The following is an 18,846-nucleotide window of genomic DNA, read 5'->3' as shown; positions in this document are numbered from 1 at the left end:
TGCCGAAAATGGAAGCTGTATCTCGCCGGGATCGTTCTCTGCTCGCCAGCGGCATGCTGGCGTGTGGACTTGCGCTGCTGGCCGGTTGCTCGGTGGCTCCGCTGCCCGAGCTCAAACCGCCCGTCCCCGAGACCTGGCGCAACGCGCCGGCCGGCGTCGCGCCGCCCTCCGCCGACCTGCGCGGCTGGTGGCAGGCGCTGGGCGATCCTGAGCTGGATGCCCTGATCGATCGTGCCCTGCAGAACAACCTGAACGTGGCGGAGGCAGCCGAGCGCCTGCGCGCCGCACGCACGCAGAACCACCACGCCTACGATCCCTATCTGCCCAATGTTCACGGGCGCACTAATGACGTGATCGATCCGGACGCCACCGCCTCTTATTTCGTGGTCGGCTTCGACGCCCTGTGGGAGCTGCCGTTGTTCGGTGCCTGGCAGAGCAGCAAGCGTGCGGCACAAGGGCAGGAGAACGGAGCAGCGGCCGCGTTGCGCGGCGCCCAGGTGTCGCTGGTGGCCGAGGTCAGCCGTCGCTGGATCGAACTGCGCTCGGCCCAGGAACAGGCCCGGCTGCTCACCGCCATCCGCGATGCGCAGCAGGAAAAGTTGCGGCTGGTGCAGGTGCGCGAGCAGCTGAAGCTGGCGCCGCCCATTGAGGTCGCCAAGACTCGGGCCGAACTCGCACGCGCCGACGCGGCCCTTACCGAGCCCCAGCAGGCCATCAATGCCTGTGTGCAGCAGCTGGCCGTTTTGATCGGACAGCCCGAACCCGATCCAGCCTGGCTTACGCCCGGCCCGCAACCGCAGCTGGGCGAGTGGCAACTGACCACCGCACCCGCCGACATGCTGCGCGCACGTCCCGAGATCGCCAGCGCGGAAGCCGACGTGCTGCGCGCGGCCGGCGAGCTCGGCCTGAGCCGGGCGGACATCTATCCGCATATCGGTTTGGGCGCATCGCTGCAGTGGTCGACCAATATTCTGTCGAACTATCGCGTGCACACCGGCGAAGCGATCTCCTCGGTCGGCCCGATCATCGATGTACCGCTGTTTGACTGGGGCCAGCGCGTGGCTGCGGCGCATGCCAAGGATCACGAACTCAAGGCCGCCGTGTTTGCGTATCGCCAGGCCGTGCTGCAGGGCGTGGCGGAAGCGGAAACCGCGATGGGCGACCTGGAACAATCGCGCCTGCGCGAGGACGCCATGCAACGCGCCACCGAGGCGCTGGACAGCAGCACTGCCGCCTTGCGCAAGCGCGCGGAACTTACCCTGGGCAGCAACCTCGACGTGCAGGAAGGCCTGATCGAAAACCAGCGTGCGCAGCTCGAACGCGTGAGTGCCATCGCCGCGCGCGATCTCGCCTATGTCTCGCTCTACAAGGCCCTGGGCGGTGCGCCCATGCCCACCCCGCCCGCACCCACCACCGCGCAAGCCGCGGGGGGCGCGGACTGATGGTCGCGCTGGCACGCAAGACACTCGTCTACGAATGGCGCCGCTTCCTGCCCGCGATCCTCGCGGTGGGGTTCGCCGGCCTGCTGCAGTTGCTGCAGGCGGCCCTGGTGCTGGGCATCTTTGGCAGCGCCAGCGTTTACATCACCGGCTCATCTGCGGATTTGTGGGCCGGCTATCCCGGCACGCAGAGCGTGAACCTAGGCCGCTCAATCGATTCGGGTGTGGAAATGCGACTGCGCATGGACCCGGCCGTCACCGCGGTGGAACCGTTCCACTGGGTCGATGCCGATTGGCGCGGGCCCAGCGATACCGGCGGCGTCTCGGTCTTCGTCTCCGGCATCAATGCGCGTCCCGACGGCATGCTGTTCGCCCACGCACTGCCGCCTGCGCTGCGCGCGCGCTTGAACGAACCCGATGCGGTGATCGTCGACCGTGCCGACCTCGACAGCCTCGGCGTGAAGGTGGGCGACAGCGCCGTCATCAATGGCCATCGCGTGCGCGTGGTGGGCGTGAGCAACGGGCTGCGCGCGCTGGGTGGCGTGAACGTGGTGGCCTCGTTGGCTACCGCGGCCGAACTCGACACCGATCCGTCCAACGCCAACCGCATGACGTATTTCGTGGCGAAGCTGCGCGACCCGGCGACTGCCGACGACATCGCTGCGCGCCTGCGCGGCAATGGCGCGTTCGGCAAGTACGACGTGTGGACCGCACAGGATTTCGCCCGCCGCTCGCAGCTCTACTGGATGTTCGATACCGGCGCCGGCGCCGGCGTGTTGTTCCTCGCCGGCATCGTGTTCCTGGTCGGCGCCGTGATCACCAGCCAGACCCTGGTCGCCGCGGTGATCGGCTCCGTGCGCGAATACGCCACGCTCAACGCGTTGGGTGTCGGCGTCGGTGCGCTGCGCCGCGTGGTGATGGAACAGGCGTTCTGGGTGGGCGCGCTGGGCCTGGTCGGCAGCACCCTGCTCGGCGCCGTCGCGTTGGCCATTGCGCGCAGCCGCAGCGTGCCGGTGGCGCTCGATCCGTGGACCACGCTGGCCTGCCTCGCGCTGGGCATGGGCCTGGCCATCGTCTCCGGCCTGGCCGCCATGCGCAGTCTGCGCCGCGCCGATCCCGCCACGTTGCTGAGGTAAGGATGAGCGCTCAGCCCCATGCCATGCCTGCCGTGTCGTTGCAGGCCCGCAACGTCACCAAGTCGTTCTCCTCCGGACCGATTCACCACACCGTGCTGCACGACCTCACGCTGGACGTGCACGCCGGCGAACTCACCCTCATCTCCGGTCCGTCCGGCTGCGGCAAGAGCACCCTGCTCGCCATCCTGAGCGGCCTGCAAGCTGCCGACAGCGGCCAGGTGATGGCGCTGGGCGAAGACCTGGGCGTGCTCGGCATGCGCGAACTGGAACGCTTCCGTCTCCTGCACACCGGTTTCGTCTTCCAGGGTTTCAACCTGTTTCCCGCGTTGAATGCGGTGGAACAGGTGGAACTGCCGCTGAGCTACCTCGGCCTTGCGCCCGGCGAAGCGCGACGCCGCGCCGTCGCATCGCTGGAAGAAGTGGGGCTGGGCCCGCGCATGGGCCTGCGCCCATCCGAACTTTCCGGGGGCGAAAAGCAGCGCGTGGCCATCGCCCGCGCACTCGCCAAGGAACCAGGCCTGTTGTTTGCCGACGAGCCCACCAGCGCGCTCGATGCGGCCAACGGCCAGATCATCATCGACATCCTGCACCGCATTGCCCGCGACCACGGCACCACGGTGCTGTGCGTCAGCCACGATCCGCGACTGGTGGGCCACGCCGATCGCGTGCTCGCCATGGAAGATGGCCGTATCCTTAGCGACCGTGTGCCCTCTCCGACCTCGACGTCAGGCCACCAGGAACCTGCTGCATGACCTTGCGCCCGCTTCATTCCCTGCTCGCTCTGGTGCTGCTGGCGCCCGTGCTGGTCGCCTGTTCGCATGACGACAGCGGCAAGTCGAGCGCGTCCTCTGCGCCTACCGCCACGTACGCGGCGGTGGCACGCGGTCGCGTCGATATCGAAGGCGGCCTGCTCAAGCTGAGCATGCCGCGCGAAGGCGTGGTGGCCGAGATCAAGGTGCGCGAAGGCGATCACGTGAAGAAGGGCCAGGTCCTGGCCGTACTGGATACCAAACCGGCACAGCTCGCCGTGAGCGCGGCCGAGGCCGAGCAAAAGCAGGCCCGGGCCCAGGGCAATCTGCTCGAAGCACGATTGAAAGCGGCACAGCAGCGCGCCACCCGACTGCAGGCGGCCGCAGCTGCTGGTGCCGGCGATGGCCAGAGCGCCGACGACGCCAAGGACGCCGCCACCCAACTGCAAGGCGAACTCGACAATGCGCGCGCTGCCGACGCCATGGCGGGACAGAAGCTGGAAGCCGCGCGCTACGAACTGGCGCAACGCAGCCTGCTCGCACCGGTGGATGCGCAGATCGTCGAGCGCGACATCCAGCCCGGCGCCACGGTGTCGCCGCAAGGCGGCGTGGCCTTCGTGCTGCTGCCGGAAGGAGCTCGCATCGTGCGCGCCGAACTCAACGAATCGTTCGTCAGCGCCGTGCACGACGGCATGCATGCGCAAGTGGTGGACGACAGCGGCAGCGGTGTACCCACGCTCAGCGCGCACGTGCAACGCATCGGCACCGTGTTCGGTCCCAGCGCGCTGGAAGAAGATCCGCTGATCCGCGCCAACACGCGCACGGTCGAATGCGTGCTGGTGTTCGACGAAACGCCGCCGCCGTCGCTGCGCATCGGCCAGCGCGTGATCGTGCAATTTGGCGACAACACGGGTGCGCGCGCCAAACCCGGCGCGTGATGACGGCCGGCATGCCGCTGCGCTTCACCGCTCCCGCGATGCTGCGCACCGCTGCGCTGCTCTGCGCCTGCGTGCTTTCCTCCATCGCAAGGGCGGATGACGCTTCCACCGACGAGCGCAACATCATCCTTGGTGCCGGCGTACAGCGCATGCCGGGGTGGATAGGATCGAAGGACCATCGCAATCAGCCAGTGCCATACATCGACGCCGAGTTGCCCTGGCACATCACGCTCTCCACGCTCGATGGCCTGACGGTGGATGTCATCCACAGCGGCCCATGGCGCGGCGGCTTCTACGGCAATTATCTGTGGGGCCGCGAACGCAGCGACCTTGGACCCAGGTTGGGCGGCATCGTCGACTCATTGTCACCACGGCTCAACGCCGGTGGTTATCTGGAATACCAGGCCACCAAGGCGTTCAGCGTGGGCGGTAACCTGGCGCACGACACGCAGGGCGCCGGCGCGTACCTGAATCTGTACGCAGACTGCGACCTGCCTGCCATCGGCTACTTCAATCACAGCGTGCAGTTGCAATGGCAGGCCATGAACGGTCCGGCGATGCGCCGCTTCTTCGGCGTGACACCGGAACAGGCAACACAGCTGGGCATCACGCCGTGGTCGCCCGGTGCGGGCAGCCAGCAGATCTCATTCGAATACGACGCCTACATGCCCACCAGCGAGCACACCGGCGTCGCCGTCGCCATCAATTACGCGCGACTGCTGGGCGATTCTGCGGACAGCACGCTGGTGCGTCGCTTTGGCTCGGCCAACCAGCTCACCACCACGCTGGCATTCGTCTACCGCTTCTGACCGGACGTGTGCGTGACTTCAGCGGTTGTCGCGCGTCCAGATCTGCCCGTCCACTTCGTGCACCGGAAAGCTGGCAATCGGCTCGTACGCTGGCGGACACATGACCGCGCCGTTGCGCACGTCGAAGCGCGCGCCGTGACGCGGGCACTCCACTTCGAAACCGTGCACCTCGCCGCCGGCCAGTTCGCCGCCGTCGTGGCTGCAGACGTCTTCGATGGCGTAGAGGTCGCCGTCGATGTTGTAGACGGCGATGGCGGTGTCGCCATCCCACACCACTTTGTATTCGCCCGGCAGCATCTCGCTGCGCGTGCCCACGAAAATCCAGTCGGCGAGATTCATGCCGTCTCCTCGACCAGCGTCTTGCTCAGATAGACGAAACGCAGGTCGTCGCGCCGCGGCAGGCCAAAACGCTCGTTGCCATAAGGAAACGGCGCAGTTTTGCCGGTAAGGCGATAACCGCGCCGTTCGTACCAGGCGATCAGATCGCCGCGCTGTTCGATCACCGTCATGTGCATGGCGGGTACCTGCCAGTTGTCGCGCGCCACGCGCTCCGCTTCGGCCAGCAGGGCGCGGCCAAGGCCAGCCGCCTGCAACTCCGGGTTCACGGCGAACATGCCGAAATATCCTGCGTCGCCTTGATGCTCGATATGGCAACAAGCCACCAGCGCAGCATCGCGCTCACCCAGCAGCACGATGCTGCGGTCGCGGGCGATCAACTCGGCGACGCTCTCGGCATCCGTGCGCTGGCCATCCAGCAGATGGCTTTCGGTGGTCCAGCCGCGCAGGCCGGATTCGCCGCGATAAGCGGATTCGACCAAGGCCACGATGGCTGCTACGTCGGCGGCGGTTGCCGGCCTGAAGACGGGAAGAGTGTGCGGGAGCATCTCGTCATGATAACGCCCCGGCATGGATCGCACCGCACAATGACCTTCGACACTATCCCCTGCCCGACGCCCCTGCCTAGCCTGTGGATTGGGGCCGAGCGCCCCGCGAACACGACTTGATGCGCGCGCCGCATCCCATTTCAGGGGAGACTCCATGAAGAACCGTATTGTGAAACCGCTCGCGCTGGCCGTGGGCCTGGGTCTGTGCACCGGCGCGCTGGCCGCTCCCAGCGGCGCATTCGACGTCAAGGAACTGGACGCCAGCAAGGGCGTCTGCACCGACTTCAATGGCTTCGTCAACGCGAAATGGCTGGCCGCGAACCCCATCCCCGCCGACCGCACCCGCTGGGGTTCGTTCGACGCGCTGCGCGAAGACAGCCTCAACATACAGCACGGCATCGTGGACAAGGCCGCCAAGGACGCCGCGAGCGCCAAGGCCGGCTCGATCGAACAGAAGATCGGCTACTTCTACGCCTCAGGCATGGATGAAGCGGCCATCGAGAAGGCCGGCTACGAGCCGATCAAGCCGGAACTAGCGCGCATCGATGCGCTGAAGAACAACAAGGACGTCGTCGCCTACATCGCCGAAAGTTATGCCCGCGGCAATCCGGTCGGCTTCCGCTTTGGCGGCAACGCCGACTTCAAGGATTCCAGCCGCCAGATCGCCTACGCCAACCAGGGTGGCCTGGGCCTGCCCACGGCGGACTACTACAGCAAGCCGGACTTCGAAAAGATCCGCACCGAATACGTCGCGCACATCGCCCGCACGCTGCAGCTGGTGGGCGTGAGCGAAGCCGATGCACAGAAACAGGCCAAGGCCGTGATGGCATTCGAAACGCGCCTGGCGGCCGCCTCGCTGGTGCCCACCGAACTGCGCCAGCCGGAGAACCGCTACCACTTCGTGAGCATCGCCGACGCCGACAAGGTGACGCCGCATTTCGAATGGGCCGCGTTCTTCAAGGCACAGGGCGCCGACGTCAAGGACGGCTTTTCGCTGTCGCAGCCGAAGTTCTTCGGCGAGTTCGACAAGATGCTGGCCGATGTGCCGGTGAGCGACTGGCAGGCCTACCTGCGTTTCCACGCCATCGATGCGGCCTCGCCCTATCTCTCCACCCCGTTCCAGCAGGAAGACTTCGCCTTCAGCGCAAAGACGCTCAACGGCCAGAAGGAAATGAAGTCGCGCTGGAAGCGCACGCTCGACAGCGTGGAAGACGGCATGGGCATGGCGCTGGCCCAGCTCTACGTCGCGCAGACTTTCTCGCCGCAGTCCAAGGCACGCGCCGAGCAGTTGGTCGGCGACCTGCGCGCGGCCTACAAGAACCGCATCGAGAACCTGCCGTGGATGAGCGATGCGACCAAGAAAAAGGCGCTGGAGAAGTGGGCCACGTTCACGCCGAAGATCGGCTATCCGGACAAGTGGCGCGACTGGGCCGGCCTCACCATCCCGGCCGGCAACAGCTATTTCCAGAACGTGCAGGCCGCCGACAAGTTCAACTACGACTACATGGTCGCCAAGATCGGCAAGCCGGTGGACCGCACCGAATGGGGCATGACGCCGCAGACGGTGAACGCGTACTACAACTCGCTGAAGAACGAGATCGTGTTCCCCGCCGCCATCCTGCAGCCGCCGTTCTTCAGCGCCACCGCCGATGACGCGCTCAACTACGGCGGCATCGGCGCCGTGATCGGCCACGAAATGGGCCACGGTTACGACGACCAGGGCAGCAAGTTCGATGCGAAGGGCAACAACGTCAACTGGTGGACCGACGAGGACCGCAAGGCGTTCGAAGCGCGCACCGACCGGCTGGCCGACCAGTTCAACCACTACGAAGCGCTGCCGGGCAAGTTCGTCAACGGCAAGCTGACCATGGGCGAGAACATCGGCGATCTCGGCGGCCTCAATGCCGCCTACGATGCGCTGCAGATGGCCTTGAAGCGCAACCCGGCCGAAGCGAACAAGAAGATCGACGGCTACACCCAGGACCAGCGCTTCTTCCTCAACTGGGGACGCGTGTGGCGCGGCAGCATCCGCCCGGAAGCGCAGCTCACCCTGCTCAACACCGACCCGCATGCACCCGCCCAGTTCCGCGCCATCGGCGCACCGTCGAACATGCCGGCCTTTGCACAGGCGTTCCAGTGCAAGGCAGGCGACGTGATGGTGCGATCGGCGGACAAGCAGGTGAAGATCTGGTAACGCTTCACGCCAGGTAGAAAAACGAAAACGCCGCGGTCATGCCGCGGCGTTTTTCGTTCGTGCAGAGGACTGCAGCCTTGGATCACATCAGCAACTTGCGAACCTTTAGCAGTGCGGTGATGAACGCATCGACCTCTTCGCGCGTGTTGTAGAAGGCGAGCGAGGCACGCAGCGTGGCGGGCACCTTGAAGAACTGCATCAAGGGATGCGCGCAGTGATGGCCCGAGCGTACGGCAACGCCCTGCAGGTCAAGCAGCGTGGCGAGATCGGTGGCCTGGGCACCTTCGATCAGGAAGGAAATGACCGGTTCCTTTTCCTTCGCCTCGCCAAACAGGCGCAGGCCGGGAATGTCGCGCAGGCGCTCGGTGGCATAGCTCAGCAGCTGCTGCTCCCACGAGTGGATGGCGTCGAAGCCGATCGAATCGTAATAGTCGATGGCGGCGCCGACGCCAGCGAAGCCGGCAATATTCGGCGTGCCTGCTTCGAACTTGTGCGGCGGCGCGGCGAAGGTGGTGCCGGAAAAACTCACTTCGCGAATCATCTCGCCACCGCCGAAGAACGGCGGCATCGCCTCAAGATGTTCCTTGCGCGCCCATAGTCCGCCCGTGCCCGTGGGCGAGAGCATCTTGTGGCCGGTGAAGGCGTAGAAATCGCAGCCCAGCGCCTGCACGTCCACCGGGCGATGCGGCACGGCCTGTGAGCCGTCCACCACCAGCGGAATGCCGCGCTTGCGGCATTCGCGGGCGATCTCGCGCACCGGATTCACCGTGCCCAGCACATTGGACACATGGGTGACGCAAGCCAGCTTCACGTCGGGCGTGAGCATCTCGATGTACTTCTCGACGATCAGCTCGCCCCGATCGTCGATCGGCGCCGCCTTCACCGTGGCGCCGGTGCGCGACGCCACGATCTGCCACGGCACGATGTTGGCGTGATGCTCCATCACCGTGGTGAGGATGCTGTCGCCCTCTTTCAGGCGCGGCATCGCAAAACTGTAGGCGATCATGTTCATCGCCTGGGTGGTACCCGAGGTGAGAATCAGCTCGTTGCGCGAAGTGGCGTTGATGAAGCGCGCCAGCTTGTCGCGCGCGCCTTCATACGCTGCCGTGGCTTCCTCGCCGAGCAGATGCACCGCACGGGACACGTTGGCATTGCGCAGGCGGTAATGCTGGTCCACCGCCTCGATCACGCTCGCCGGCTTCTGGCTGGTGTTGGCGTTGTCGAAGTAGATGAGCGGCTTGTCGTGCACCGTGCGCGACAGCAGCGGGAAATCCGCACGGATGCGCTGCACATCGAAAACGGTGGGGCTAGTCTGGGTCTGTGCGTTCATCGTATTCGTTTCGCCTGATTGCTGTCGGGCCGTTCTTAGGCGGAGGGCAATTGCGCCATCAGTCGTTCGTTGATGTAGTCGCGCAAGCCATCTTCGGGCAACGCTTCGAACACCGCGCGGCAGAACGCCGCCGTGAGGATGGCGCGTGCTTCGGCCAGGGGAATGCCGCGCGAGCGCAGGTAGAACAACGAGCGCTCGTCGAGCTGGCCGACGGTGGCGCCGTGCGCGGCCTTCACTTCGTCGGCGTAGATTTCCAGCTCGGGCTTGGTGTCGATCTCGGCCTGGCCCGAAAGCAGGAGATTCTTGCTGCTCAAGCTGGCGTCGCTGCCATCGGCGCCTTCGGCCACCACGATGGCGCCGCGGAACACGCCGCGCGAACGCTCATCGGCAACGCCGCGCCAGACGGACTCGGACGCCGTATTGAGCGCCTCGTGGCGAATCGACATCTGCGTATCCACATGCTGGCGGCCACGCAACGCAAATACGCCGCCCGTGTCGAGACGCGACTTGTCGCCCGCCAGCACGGCATGCAGATCGTGGCGCACCAGCGAACCGCCAAGCTCCAGCGCATACATTGCCGCGTGGGCTTCGCCATCCAACTGGACGCTGTCATGGCGCACCAGCGTGCTCCCTTCGGAAGCGTCCTGCAGCGTCACGTGGCGCAGCGCGGCGCCCTGGCGCAGCACGATATCGGTAACCTGGGTCGCGAGATTCTGGTGTACGCCAGCGGCCACGTGCTGCTCGATCAGCGCGAGCTCCGCGCCCTCGCCCAGTTCGATGATCTGGCGCACGTGCGAAGCCACGGCTTCGCCGGCAGGCGCGCCGATGAAGAGCAAGCGCACAGGCTGTGCGACCTTGACGCCCGCGGCTACGCGCAGCACCACGCCATCACCCGCGAGTGCGGCATTGAGACGGGCGAACACGTCGCCGCCTTCGCGATAGTGGCGCGAGAGCGCAAAACGCAGCGGCTCGGCATTGCCCTGGAGCGCCTGCGAGAGCGGCTGAAGACTCAGGCCAGCAGGCAGGTTGTCCAGGCGGGAGAGTTCGCTGCGGAACACGCCGTTGACGAAGACCAGCGACGGACCCTCGATGCCCGGCAAGGCAAAGCGCTCCATCTCCACCGCACGCGCGGACGCCTGGGCATCGCCAGCAGCAAAGCGCCGCTGACCGAGCGCGCGCAGGGCCGTGTACTTCCACGCTTCCATCCGGCTGTCCGGCAGACCGCCCGCCTCGAACGCATCGAGATTCTCGCGGCGCGCGGCATCCAGCCAGCCGATGCCGCTGCCCGGCAGCTGCGCCTGCGCGGCAGCCTCCAGCAACGATTCGACGAACGGCGTGCGCTGGGCCTCGCTCATGCCGAGGCTCCCGTGAGCGCCGGATCCTTGTCGTTCACCCAGGCGTAGCCCTGGGCCTCCAGCTTCAGTGCGAGCGTCTTGTCGCCGCTTTCGACAATGCGGCCATCGGCCAGCACGTGCACGAAATCGGGTTCGATGTAATCGAGCAGGCGCTGGTAATGGGTAATGACCAGGAAGCCGCGCTCGGCCGAGCGCAGCGCGTTCACGCCCTGCGCGACCTGCTTGAGCGCATCGATGTCCAGGCCCGAATCGGTTTCGTCGAGGATCGCCAGCTTCGGTTCCAGCACGGCCATCTGGAAGATCTCGTTGCGCTTCTTCTCGCCGCCCGAAAAACCTTCGTTGACGGCGCGATGCAGCAGCTCATCGGAGATCTGCATGATCTTCAGCTTCTCGCGCACCAGCTTGAGGAACTGCATGGAGTCCAGTTCCTTCTCACCGCGCTGCTTGCGCTGCGCATTGAGCGCGGCACGCAGGAAGTAGGTGTTGTTCACGCCGGGGATTTCCACCGGGTACTGGAACGCCAGGAACACGCCGGCGGCAGCGCGCTCTTCCGGTTCCAGCGACAGCAGATCGACGCCGTTGAACGTGACCGAGCCTTCGGTCACTTCGTAGCCGTCACGACCCGAGAGCACGTTGCCGAGCGTGGACTTGCCCGCACCATTGGGCCCCATGATCGCGTGCACTTCGCCGGCCCCCACGCTGAGCGTGAGTCCCTTGAGGATGTCCTTGCCCTCGACGCGGGCGTGCAGATTTTCGATCTTCAGCATGACGGTTTCTTCAGTGAGCAACGCCGGAGCGCCGCGTGTTCAAAATAGGGTTCGGATGCAGCGATGAAGGCGATCAGCCGACCGCGCCTTCCAGCGACACTTCCAGCAGCTTCTTCGCTTCCACCGCGAACTCCATCGGCAATTCGCGGAAGACCTGCTTGCAGAAGCCGTCGACGATCATCGACACGGCGTCTTCCTCGCCGATGCCGCGGCTGCGGCAATAGAACAGCTGGTCGTCGGAAATCTTCGAGGTGGTCGCTTCGTGTTCCACGATGGCGGTGGGATTCTTCACTTCCATGTACGGAAAGGTGTGCGCGCCGCACTTTTTGCCGATCAGCAGGGAATCGCACTGCGTGTAGTTGCGAGCGCCTTCGGCTCCCTTCTCCACCTTCACCAGGCCGCGATAGCTGTTGCTGCTGCGGCCGGCGCTGATGCCCTTGGAGACGATCTTCGACTTGGTGCCCTTGCCGATGTGGATCATCTTGGTGCCGGTGTCGGCCTGCTGGCGATGATGGGTGAGCGCGACGGAGTAGAACTCGCCCACCGAACGATCGCCGCGCAACACGCAGCTGGGATATTTCCAGGTGATCGCCGAACCGGTTTCCACCTGGGTCCAGGAAATCTTCGAATCGTTGCCGCGGCAGTCGCCACGCTTGGTGACGAAGTTGTAGATGCCGCCGACGCCGTTCTCGTCGCCGGGGTACCAGTTCTGCACCGTGGAATACTTGATTTGCGCGCGTTCCAGCGCCACCAGTTCCACCACCGCCGCGTGCAGCTGGTTCTCGTCGCGCATCGGCGCGGTGCAGCCTTCGAGGTAGGAGACGTAGGCGTCGTCTTCGCACACGATCAGCGTGCGCTCGAACTGCCCGGTGTTGATGGCGTTGATGCGGAAATAGGTGGACAGCTCCATCGGGCAACGCACGCCCTTGGGGATGAACACGAACGAGCCATCGGAAAACACGGCCGAATTGAGCGCCGCGAAGAAGTTGTCGCCCACCGGCACCACGCTGCCCAGGTACTTCTGCACCAGTTCGGCATGCTCGCGGATCGCTTCGCTCATCGAGCAGAAGATCACGCCCGCTTCGGCCAGTTCCTTGCGGAAGGTGGTGCCCACGGAGACCGAGTCGAACACCGCATCCACCGCCACGCCGGCGAGCTTGGCGCGCTCATGCAGCGGCACGCCGAGCTTGTCGTAGGTTTCCAGCAGTTTCGGGTCGACTTCATCCAGTGACTTCGGGCCCGACTTGGGCGCGGCGTAGTAGCTGATCGACTGGTAGTCGATCGGCGTGAGCTTCAACTTGGCCCAATCCGGCGTCGGCATGGTGAGCCAGTGGCGATACGCCTTGAGGCGCCACTCGGTCATCCACTCCGGCTCTTTCTTGAGCGCGGAAAGCTGACGCACGATGTCTTCGGACAAACCAGCCGGCAGATACTCCGTCTCGATGTCCGTGACGAAGCCGGCTTCGTAGCGACGGCCCAGCGCCTCGGCGACTTCGACGTTGTCGCGCAGGGTCGTGGCGGAGAGGTCGCTGCGTTCAGTGGTTTCGGTGGTCATGGTGTTCTTCGTGTCGTCGTGGGCGGTCGTCATGGATGGCCTAGCGGTCATCCGATCAGGTTGGCGTCGATACGACGACTGGGTGGTTTGAGCATGTCGGACAGGCTGACGGCACGCAGCGCGCTATCCACCACGCTGTTGACGTGTTGCCAGTTGGAGCGAACGCCGCAAAGCGACTCACGCTCGCACTGGCCTTCAGCGAGACTGCATTCGGTCATGCCGATGGGGCCTTCCAGCGCTTCCACGATCTGGGCCAGGGTGATGTCCCCGGCCGGCCGCGCGAGGCGATAGCCGCCGTTGACGCCGCGGAAGGACTCGACCAGACCCGCATGGCTCAGCGACTTCAGCAGCTTGCTCACGGTGGGCAGCTCCAGGCGCGCCTCATCGGCAATCTGCGCCGTGCTGAGCACGTCGTCGGGATGGGCGGCGATGCAGGTCATCACCACGGTGGCGTAGTCGGTGAGTCGGCTGACGCGGAGCATGGGGGAATCGGCCAGGGAGACTGCGGGAATCGGTACCAAAATGGTACTGATTAATGCCCTTGGGGTCAAACCGCGGCAATGCACCAAAAGCGGGATTTGGCTGTGGTAAACGCCCCTTTTCCGCGCAACGTCGCACCACCGGCCCACCCCAAAGACCGCTCTTCCCCCACGGTCATCCCCGCGAAGCCGGGTGCCGCCCTACCCCTAACCCATTGAAAGATGGTCCATTCACGCTTTGGCTTGAATGCAGACTCCACAGACTCGCCCCCCGTGGCACGCATCCTGCTGCACCGCGACATATCTACCGCACGGGGAGCGCTGGGGATGAAGTGGATTACGGCCGTCATCAAACCGTTCACGCTGGACGATGTCCGCCAGGCGCTGACCGAGGTGGGAGTGACGGGCATGACCGTCACCGAGGTGAAGGGCTTCGGACGCCAGCACGGCCACACCGAGCTCTACCGGGGGGCCGAATACGTGGTGGATTTCCTGCCCAAGTTGAAACTTGAGGTGGCCGTGGCGGACGAACTGCTCGACCGCGCGGTGGAGGCGATCATCGGGGCCGCACGCACCGGCAAGATCGGCGACGGCAAGGTGTTCGTGAGCGAGCTGGAACAGGCCATCCGCATTCGCACACAGGAGGTCGACGTCGATGCGCTCTGAGCTGAAGACCTCACTCGCCCTCGTCGGCCTGCTGGCCACCTCGCCGGCCTGGGCACAGGCCGCCATCGCACCCACGCACATCGACAGCGGCGACACCGCCTGGATGCTCACCGCCACCGCGCTGGTGCTGCTGATGACGCTTCCCGGCCTTGCGCTGTTCTACGGCGGCATGGTGCGCGCGAAGAACCTGCTGTCGGTGCTGATGCAGTGCTTCGCCATCACCGCGATGGTGTCGGTGCTGTGGATGGTCTTCGGCTACTCGCTAGCCTTCAGCACGGAAGGCATGCAGGCCGGCGTGACCAACCTGCATTCGTTCATTGGCGGATTCGATCGCGCATTTCTCGCGGGCCTCAAACCCGATTCGCGTTACCAGACGGTGCCGGAAAGCGTGTTCGTGATGTTCCAGCTGACCTTCGCCATCATCACCCCCGCGCTGATCATCGGCGCGTTCGCCGAACGCATGAAGTTCAGCGCGCTGCTGTGGTTCAGCGGGCTGTGGCTCACCATCGTGTACCTGCCGGTGGCGCACATGGTGTGGAGCGGACCGGGCTCGTTCCTCGGCGATCTGGGCGTGCTGGATTTCGCCGGCGGCACGGTGGTGCACATCAACGCGGGTATCGCGGGTCTGGTGGCATGCTTGGTGATCGGCAAGCGGCGCGGTTATCCGAACGTGCCGATGCCGCCGCACAATCTCGGCTACACCGTGATGGGCGCCAGCCTGCTGTGGCTGGGCTGGTTCGGCTTCAATGCGGGCTCCGCGGTGGCAGCGAATGGCAGCGCCGGCATGGCGATGCTGGTGACGCAGATCGCCACGGCCGCTGCGGCATTGGGCTGGCTGGCGACCGAATGGATCGTGCATGGACGGCCGAGCGTGCTGGGCATCGTCTCCGGTGCGGTCGCCGGGTTGGTCGCGGTGACACCGGCAGCCGGCACCGCCGGGCCAGGCGGCGCGCTGGTGCTCGGCCTGATTGCCGGCGTCGTCTGCTTCTTCAGCGCCACGCGTCTGAAGCACAGGTTTGGCTATGACGACTCGCTCGACGTGTTCGGCGTGCACGCCATCGCCGGCATCCTCGGCGCCCTGCTCACCGGGCCCCTCGCTTCGCCGAAACTGGGTGGTTTCGGCACAGTGGAATCGCTGTTCGGGCAGTTGTGGATACAGGCGAAGGGTGTGGGTTTCACGGTGGTGTGGAGCGCTGTCTTGAGCCTGGTGATTCTGAAGGTGATTGACTGGACGCTGGGGCTGCGGGTGGACGAAGAACAGGAGCAGGTTGGCCTGGATCTCTCGTTGCATGAGGAGAAGGCGTACAACTTGTCGTGAGCGTGCGTTCTTACTCCTTCTTTCTTTTTTGGCGAGAGCGGGTTCGCTCGTTTGTGGGAGCGCACCCTGTGCGCGACGCGGTGCCTGGAGGTACCGCTCCGTAGGTTTGTCGCGCACAGGGTGCGCTCCCACAGTAGGTTTCCCATAGTAGATTTCGGGCCTGCCCTGGATCCCGGCATGACGAGGCGAATACCCGCTAAGCTTCTCTCATCGCCACTCCCAGCCCGCCATGAGCACTGTTCCCGACCGCGCCGCCGCCCGCCTCGCCTGGACCCGTTCCGCCCTTGGCGATGATTCGCTCGAGCTCGCATCCGCCTCGTCGGATGCCAGCTTTCGCAGCTACTGGCGCACTCACCACGACGGCAAGAGCTGGGTGGTGATGGATTCGCCGCCCGCGCTGGAAGATCCGCGTCCCTGGCTGTCCATGGGCACACGGCTAGCTGCTGCCGGTATCCACGTGCCGGCCGTGCATGCGACAGATCTCGAGCAAGGTTTCCTGCTGATCGAGGACCTCGGCACGCAGCTCTATCTGCCCGCCTTGAACGACGACAGCGCCGATCGCCTCTACGCCGACGCCATGGATGCACTGCTGTTGATGCAGACGCGCATGGAGCACGCCGATCTGCCGCTGTTCGATCACGCACGCCTGGTGAGCGGTTTGGAAGTGATGCCCGAATGGTTCCTGGGCAAACACCTCGGTCACACTCCCACGTGCCACGAGTGGGACCTGCTGGAAGCCGCCTTCGGCGTGATCATCCGCAATGCGCTCGAACAGCCGCGCCGGTTCGTGCATCGCGACTATCACAGCCGCAACCTGCTTATCGTCGACGACAACAATCCGGGCATCATCGATTTCCAGGGGGCACTCTCCGGCCCCATCACCTACGACCTCGCCTCGCTGCTGCGCGATGCCTACATCGTGTGGCCGCGCGAGCGCGTGGAAGGCTGGGTCGAGTCGTATCGCCAGCGCCTGCTCAAGGCGAACGTGATCGATGAAAAAGTCAGCCGCGAGCGCTTCCTGCGCTGGTTCGACCTCACCGGCCTGCATCGCCACATTCGCGTACTCGGCCAGTTCTATCGCCTGTGGTATCGCGATGGAAAGCCGGGCTATCTCGCGGACGTGCCGCGCGTGTACCACTACGTGGTCTCGGTGGCGGAGCGCTACCCCGAACTCGCGGACTTCGTTGCATTGCTGAAGCGACACGCGGATGGCCGCGACCTCACCCAGGTGGCCGCCGCATGAGACATGCGCTGATCTTCGCCGCCGGCCTGGGCGAGCGCATGCGGCCGCTCACCAATCACACGGCCAAGCCGCTGCTGGAAGCGGGCGGCAAACGCCTGATCGAATGGCACCTGGAAAAGCTCGCCGCCATCGATGTGCATTACGTGGTGATCAACACATCGCATCTGGCCGAACAGTTTCCTGAGGCGTTGGGCGACGGTTCGCGCTGGGGGCTGCGCATCCGCTACGCCTACGAAGGTCCAACGCCGCTGGAGACCGGCGGCGGCATGCTCAATGCACTGAGCCTGCTCGGCCCCGAACCCTTCATCACCGTCAGCGCCGACGTCTGGACCGATGCGGACCTCGCCGCGCTGCCCGCCGAACCTCGCGGCACGGGACATCTGCTGATGGTGGACAACCCCGCTCACCATCCCTCGGGCGATTTCGGGCTGGACGACCAGGGCTTGATCCACCAGGAAGGCAATGCGCCACGCCTCACTTACAGCGGCATCGGGGTCTTTCGTCGCGAGCTGCTCGATGACTGGCGCCAGGTGATCCACGAAGCGGGCGCCGGGCAGAACCCGCCGCGGTTCAAGCTCCGGCCGCTGTTTGAACGCGCCATCGCGCGCCAGCAGCTCACCGGCAGCCACTATCGGGGGGCATGGACCGACGTCGGCACACCCGAACGATTGCACGAACTCGACCAACGTCTACGCCGCTGAGTTAGCTGCACGAAAGGTTACGGCGGGCAAAATCCTGCGGATTGGATGCGGCCGGGAGCCGGCGGTATCCTGAACTGCCCGGTTCTGCAGCGCCCCGCTCCGTTCCCTGCCTGCAGGACCGACACGTTTCAGCGCAAGGTGTCGACGATGTCCGAACTGTGGTCCCAACTGGTCAACGGATTTGCCAACCATGGCGTGCTGCCGGTACTGCAGCTGCTGCATCTGCAAGGCCTGGCCGGTGACCCGCGCGACATCTCGGCCTCGCTGCTTATCGCCACCTTCCAGTTGTGCGTGATCGGCCTGATCTTCCGTCCGCTCGAGAGCATCGTGCCGGCCGAAAAGTGGGAGCACCGCAAACTCACCAAGGTCGATTTCCAATACACGGTGATGATGCTGGTGGGCATCTTCCCGATCTTCAGTTTCCTCATCCTCACGCCCATCGCCAACTATTTCGGCGGTCCGGACACCGGCCCCGGCGATGCCAGCGCCTCGCCGCTCGCCATCACGCACTGGGTGCCGTGGCTGAAGCAGCATCCGTGGCTGCTGTTCGGTTGCTACTACGTGGTCTACGACCTGGTGTACTACTGGATGCATCGCCTGCAGCACGCGCTGCCGTGGTGGTGGGCGCTGCACAGCATGCATCACAGCACGCGCCAGATGAGCTGCTGGACCAACGATCGCGGCAGCCTGATCGACGGCTTCATCCAGTCGATGATCCTCGCCACCGTGGGCATCGTGATGGGCGTGGAGCCCGAACAATTCGCCTGGTTGGTACTGGTCGGCGAACTGGTGCAGAACTTCTCGCACGCCAACGTGCGCATCGCCTTCGGCCCGATATTCAACCGCGTGTTCGTGTCGCCGAAGTTCCACCGCCTGCACCATATGCTGGTCGACCCCACCCGTCCCAACCTGCACAACTGCAACTTCGGCCAGGTGTTCTCGATCTGGGACGTGGTGTTCGGCACCGCGCTCTACAACGAACCGCTGCGCCCCACCGGCGTGGGCGATCCGATGGTCGACGACGACAACAACCACGGCCTGGTCGGCCTGCACTGGAATGCGGCCAAGCGATTCTGGGGCGCGGTGCGTCGGCCGTCGGGATGGAAGTTTGGCGAGGTGGCTTTCAGCCCCAACTACGAGCCGATTCCGGTGGATCAGTTGGATCTGCATGGATTGGCGCATCATGTGATGCAGCCGGCACATAGCGCCGAAGCAACCTCGGCCCAAGCATCCGAAGTACGGGTATCCACAGAAATCGCTTGAATCTCTCGATTGCCGCATTC

18 protein-coding genes are annotated in these 18,846 nt (G+C 65.1%); 11 read left to right on the top strand and 7 right to left on the bottom strand.

All coding sequences use genetic code 11. From position 1 onward, the window contains the following. Positions 1–8: 8 nt before the first annotated feature. The 5 genes from ACN9MB_RS05850 to ACN9MB_RS05830 are packed head-to-tail and all read left to right on the top strand — an operon-like array spanning position 9 to position 5,071. Complete coding sequence (locus ACN9MB_RS05850) at positions 9–1,442, top strand: TolC family protein (protein WP_426271085.1); 1,434 nt, start codon at positions 9–11, stop codon at positions 1,440–1,442. Then, on the top strand, positions 1,442–2,575 hold the full coding sequence (locus tag ACN9MB_RS05845; protein WP_204635128.1) for an ABC transporter permease: 1,134 nt from the start codon (positions 1,442–1,444) through the stop codon (positions 2,573–2,575). The genes ACN9MB_RS05850 and ACN9MB_RS05845 overlap by 1 nt, the downstream gene beginning before the upstream one ends. Before the next feature lie 2 nt (positions 2,576–2,577). After that, positions 2,578–3,327, top strand: coding sequence for an ABC transporter ATP-binding protein (locus tag ACN9MB_RS05840; RefSeq protein ID WP_426271084.1), 750 nt, complete (start codon positions 2,578–2,580; stop codon positions 3,325–3,327). Next, positions 3,324–4,262: an efflux RND transporter periplasmic adaptor subunit gene (locus ACN9MB_RS05835; RefSeq protein ID WP_204635126.1), complete on the top strand. Its 939-nt coding sequence runs from the start codon at positions 3,324–3,326 to the stop codon at positions 4,260–4,262. Before ACN9MB_RS05840 ends, ACN9MB_RS05835 begins: the two co-directional genes overlap by 4 nt. An 11-nt stretch (positions 4,263–4,273) precedes the next feature. Then, on the top strand, positions 4,274–5,071 hold the full coding sequence (locus tag ACN9MB_RS05830; RefSeq protein ID WP_239535378.1) for a MipA/OmpV family protein: 798 nt from the start codon (positions 4,274–4,276) through the stop codon (positions 5,069–5,071). A gap of 18 nt (positions 5,072–5,089) precedes the next feature. Here ACN9MB_RS05830 and ACN9MB_RS05825 read toward each other — a convergent pair whose 3' ends face one another. Continuing rightward, entirely contained in the window at positions 5,090–5,410 is a 321-nt protein-coding gene (locus tag ACN9MB_RS05825; protein WP_426271083.1) for a non-heme iron oxygenase ferredoxin subunit, read from the bottom strand. Then, on the bottom strand, positions 5,407–5,979 hold the full coding sequence (locus tag ACN9MB_RS05820) for a GNAT family N-acetyltransferase (protein WP_426271082.1): 573 nt from the start codon (positions 5,977–5,979) through the stop codon (positions 5,407–5,409). The genes ACN9MB_RS05825 and ACN9MB_RS05820 overlap by 4 nt, the downstream gene beginning before the upstream one ends. Positions 5,980–6,109: 130 nt before the next feature. Between ACN9MB_RS05820 and ACN9MB_RS05815 the strand changes: the two genes are divergently transcribed. Then, positions 6,110–8,149, top strand: a complete 2,040-nt coding sequence (locus ACN9MB_RS05815; RefSeq protein ID WP_426271081.1) for a M13 family metallopeptidase — start codon at positions 6,110–6,112, stop codon at positions 8,147–8,149. Between the two features lie 82 nt (positions 8,150–8,231). Here ACN9MB_RS05815 and ACN9MB_RS05810 read toward each other — a convergent pair whose 3' ends face one another. From ACN9MB_RS05810 to ACN9MB_RS05790, 5 genes are all read right to left on the bottom strand, one after another. Further along, positions 8,232–9,479 carry an aminotransferase class V-fold PLP-dependent enzyme gene (locus ACN9MB_RS05810; protein ID WP_204635123.1) on the bottom strand — a complete coding sequence of 416 codons (1,248 nt, stop codon included), beginning with the start codon at positions 9,477–9,479 and terminating at the stop codon, positions 8,232–8,234. 35 nt (positions 9,480–9,514) lie between these two features. Continuing rightward, the gene (gene sufD, locus ACN9MB_RS05805) at positions 9,515–10,834 is read right to left on the bottom strand and encodes a Fe-S cluster assembly protein SufD (protein WP_426271080.1); all 1,320 of its coding nucleotides are present in this window, start codon (positions 10,832–10,834) and stop codon (positions 9,515–9,517) included. Then, positions 10,831–11,601: a Fe-S cluster assembly ATPase SufC gene (gene sufC / locus ACN9MB_RS05800; protein ID WP_426271079.1), complete on the bottom strand. Its 771-nt coding sequence runs from the start codon at positions 11,599–11,601 to the stop codon at positions 10,831–10,833. The genes sufD and sufC overlap by 4 nt, the downstream gene beginning before the upstream one ends. A 73-nt stretch (positions 11,602–11,674) precedes the next feature. Next, complete coding sequence (gene sufB / locus ACN9MB_RS05795) at positions 11,675–13,156, bottom strand: Fe-S cluster assembly protein SufB (RefSeq protein ID WP_426271078.1); 1,482 nt, start codon at positions 13,154–13,156, stop codon at positions 11,675–11,677. Between the two features lie 47 nt (positions 13,157–13,203). Then, positions 13,204–13,638, bottom strand: a complete 435-nt coding sequence (locus tag ACN9MB_RS05790) for an SUF system Fe-S cluster assembly regulator (protein WP_204635120.1) — start codon at positions 13,636–13,638, stop codon at positions 13,204–13,206. Positions 13,639–13,962: 324 nt separating this feature from the next. Between ACN9MB_RS05790 and ACN9MB_RS05785 the strand changes: the two genes are divergently transcribed. The 5 genes from ACN9MB_RS05785 to ACN9MB_RS05765 all read left to right on the top strand — a co-directional run bounded on the left by ACN9MB_RS05785 (position 13,963) and on the right by ACN9MB_RS05765 (position 18,826). Next, positions 13,963–14,301, top strand: a complete 339-nt coding sequence (locus ACN9MB_RS05785) for a P-II family nitrogen regulator (RefSeq protein WP_204635876.1) — start codon at positions 13,963–13,965, stop codon at positions 14,299–14,301. Next, positions 14,291–15,619: an ammonium transporter gene (locus tag ACN9MB_RS05780; protein WP_426271077.1), complete on the top strand. Its 1,329-nt coding sequence runs from the start codon at positions 14,291–14,293 to the stop codon at positions 15,617–15,619. The genes ACN9MB_RS05785 and ACN9MB_RS05780 overlap by 11 nt, the downstream gene beginning before the upstream one ends. 229 nt (positions 15,620–15,848) lie before the next feature. Further along, positions 15,849–16,862 carry an aminoglycoside phosphotransferase family protein gene (locus ACN9MB_RS05775; RefSeq protein WP_426271076.1) on the top strand — a complete coding sequence of 338 codons (1,014 nt, stop codon included), beginning with the start codon at positions 15,849–15,851 and terminating at the stop codon, positions 16,860–16,862. Then, entirely contained in the window at positions 16,859–17,563 is a 705-nt protein-coding gene (gene murU / locus ACN9MB_RS05770; RefSeq protein WP_426271075.1) for an N-acetylmuramate alpha-1-phosphate uridylyltransferase MurU, read from the top strand. Before ACN9MB_RS05775 ends, murU begins: the two co-directional genes overlap by 4 nt. Before the next feature lie 147 nt (positions 17,564–17,710). Beyond that, the gene (locus ACN9MB_RS05765; RefSeq protein WP_426271074.1) at positions 17,711–18,826 is read left to right on the top strand and encodes a sterol desaturase family protein; all 1,116 of its coding nucleotides are present in this window, start codon (positions 17,711–17,713) and stop codon (positions 18,824–18,826) included. Positions 18,827–18,846: the final 20 nt, after the last annotated feature.

This window comes from Dyella kyungheensis, assembly GCF_049913195.1.
Classification (GTDB): domain Bacteria; phylum Pseudomonadota; class Gammaproteobacteria; order Xanthomonadales; family Rhodanobacteraceae; genus Dyella; species Dyella kyungheensis.
The sequence above is the reverse complement of the archived record's forward strand: the minus strand, read 5'-3'. Positions and strand labels throughout refer to the sequence as shown.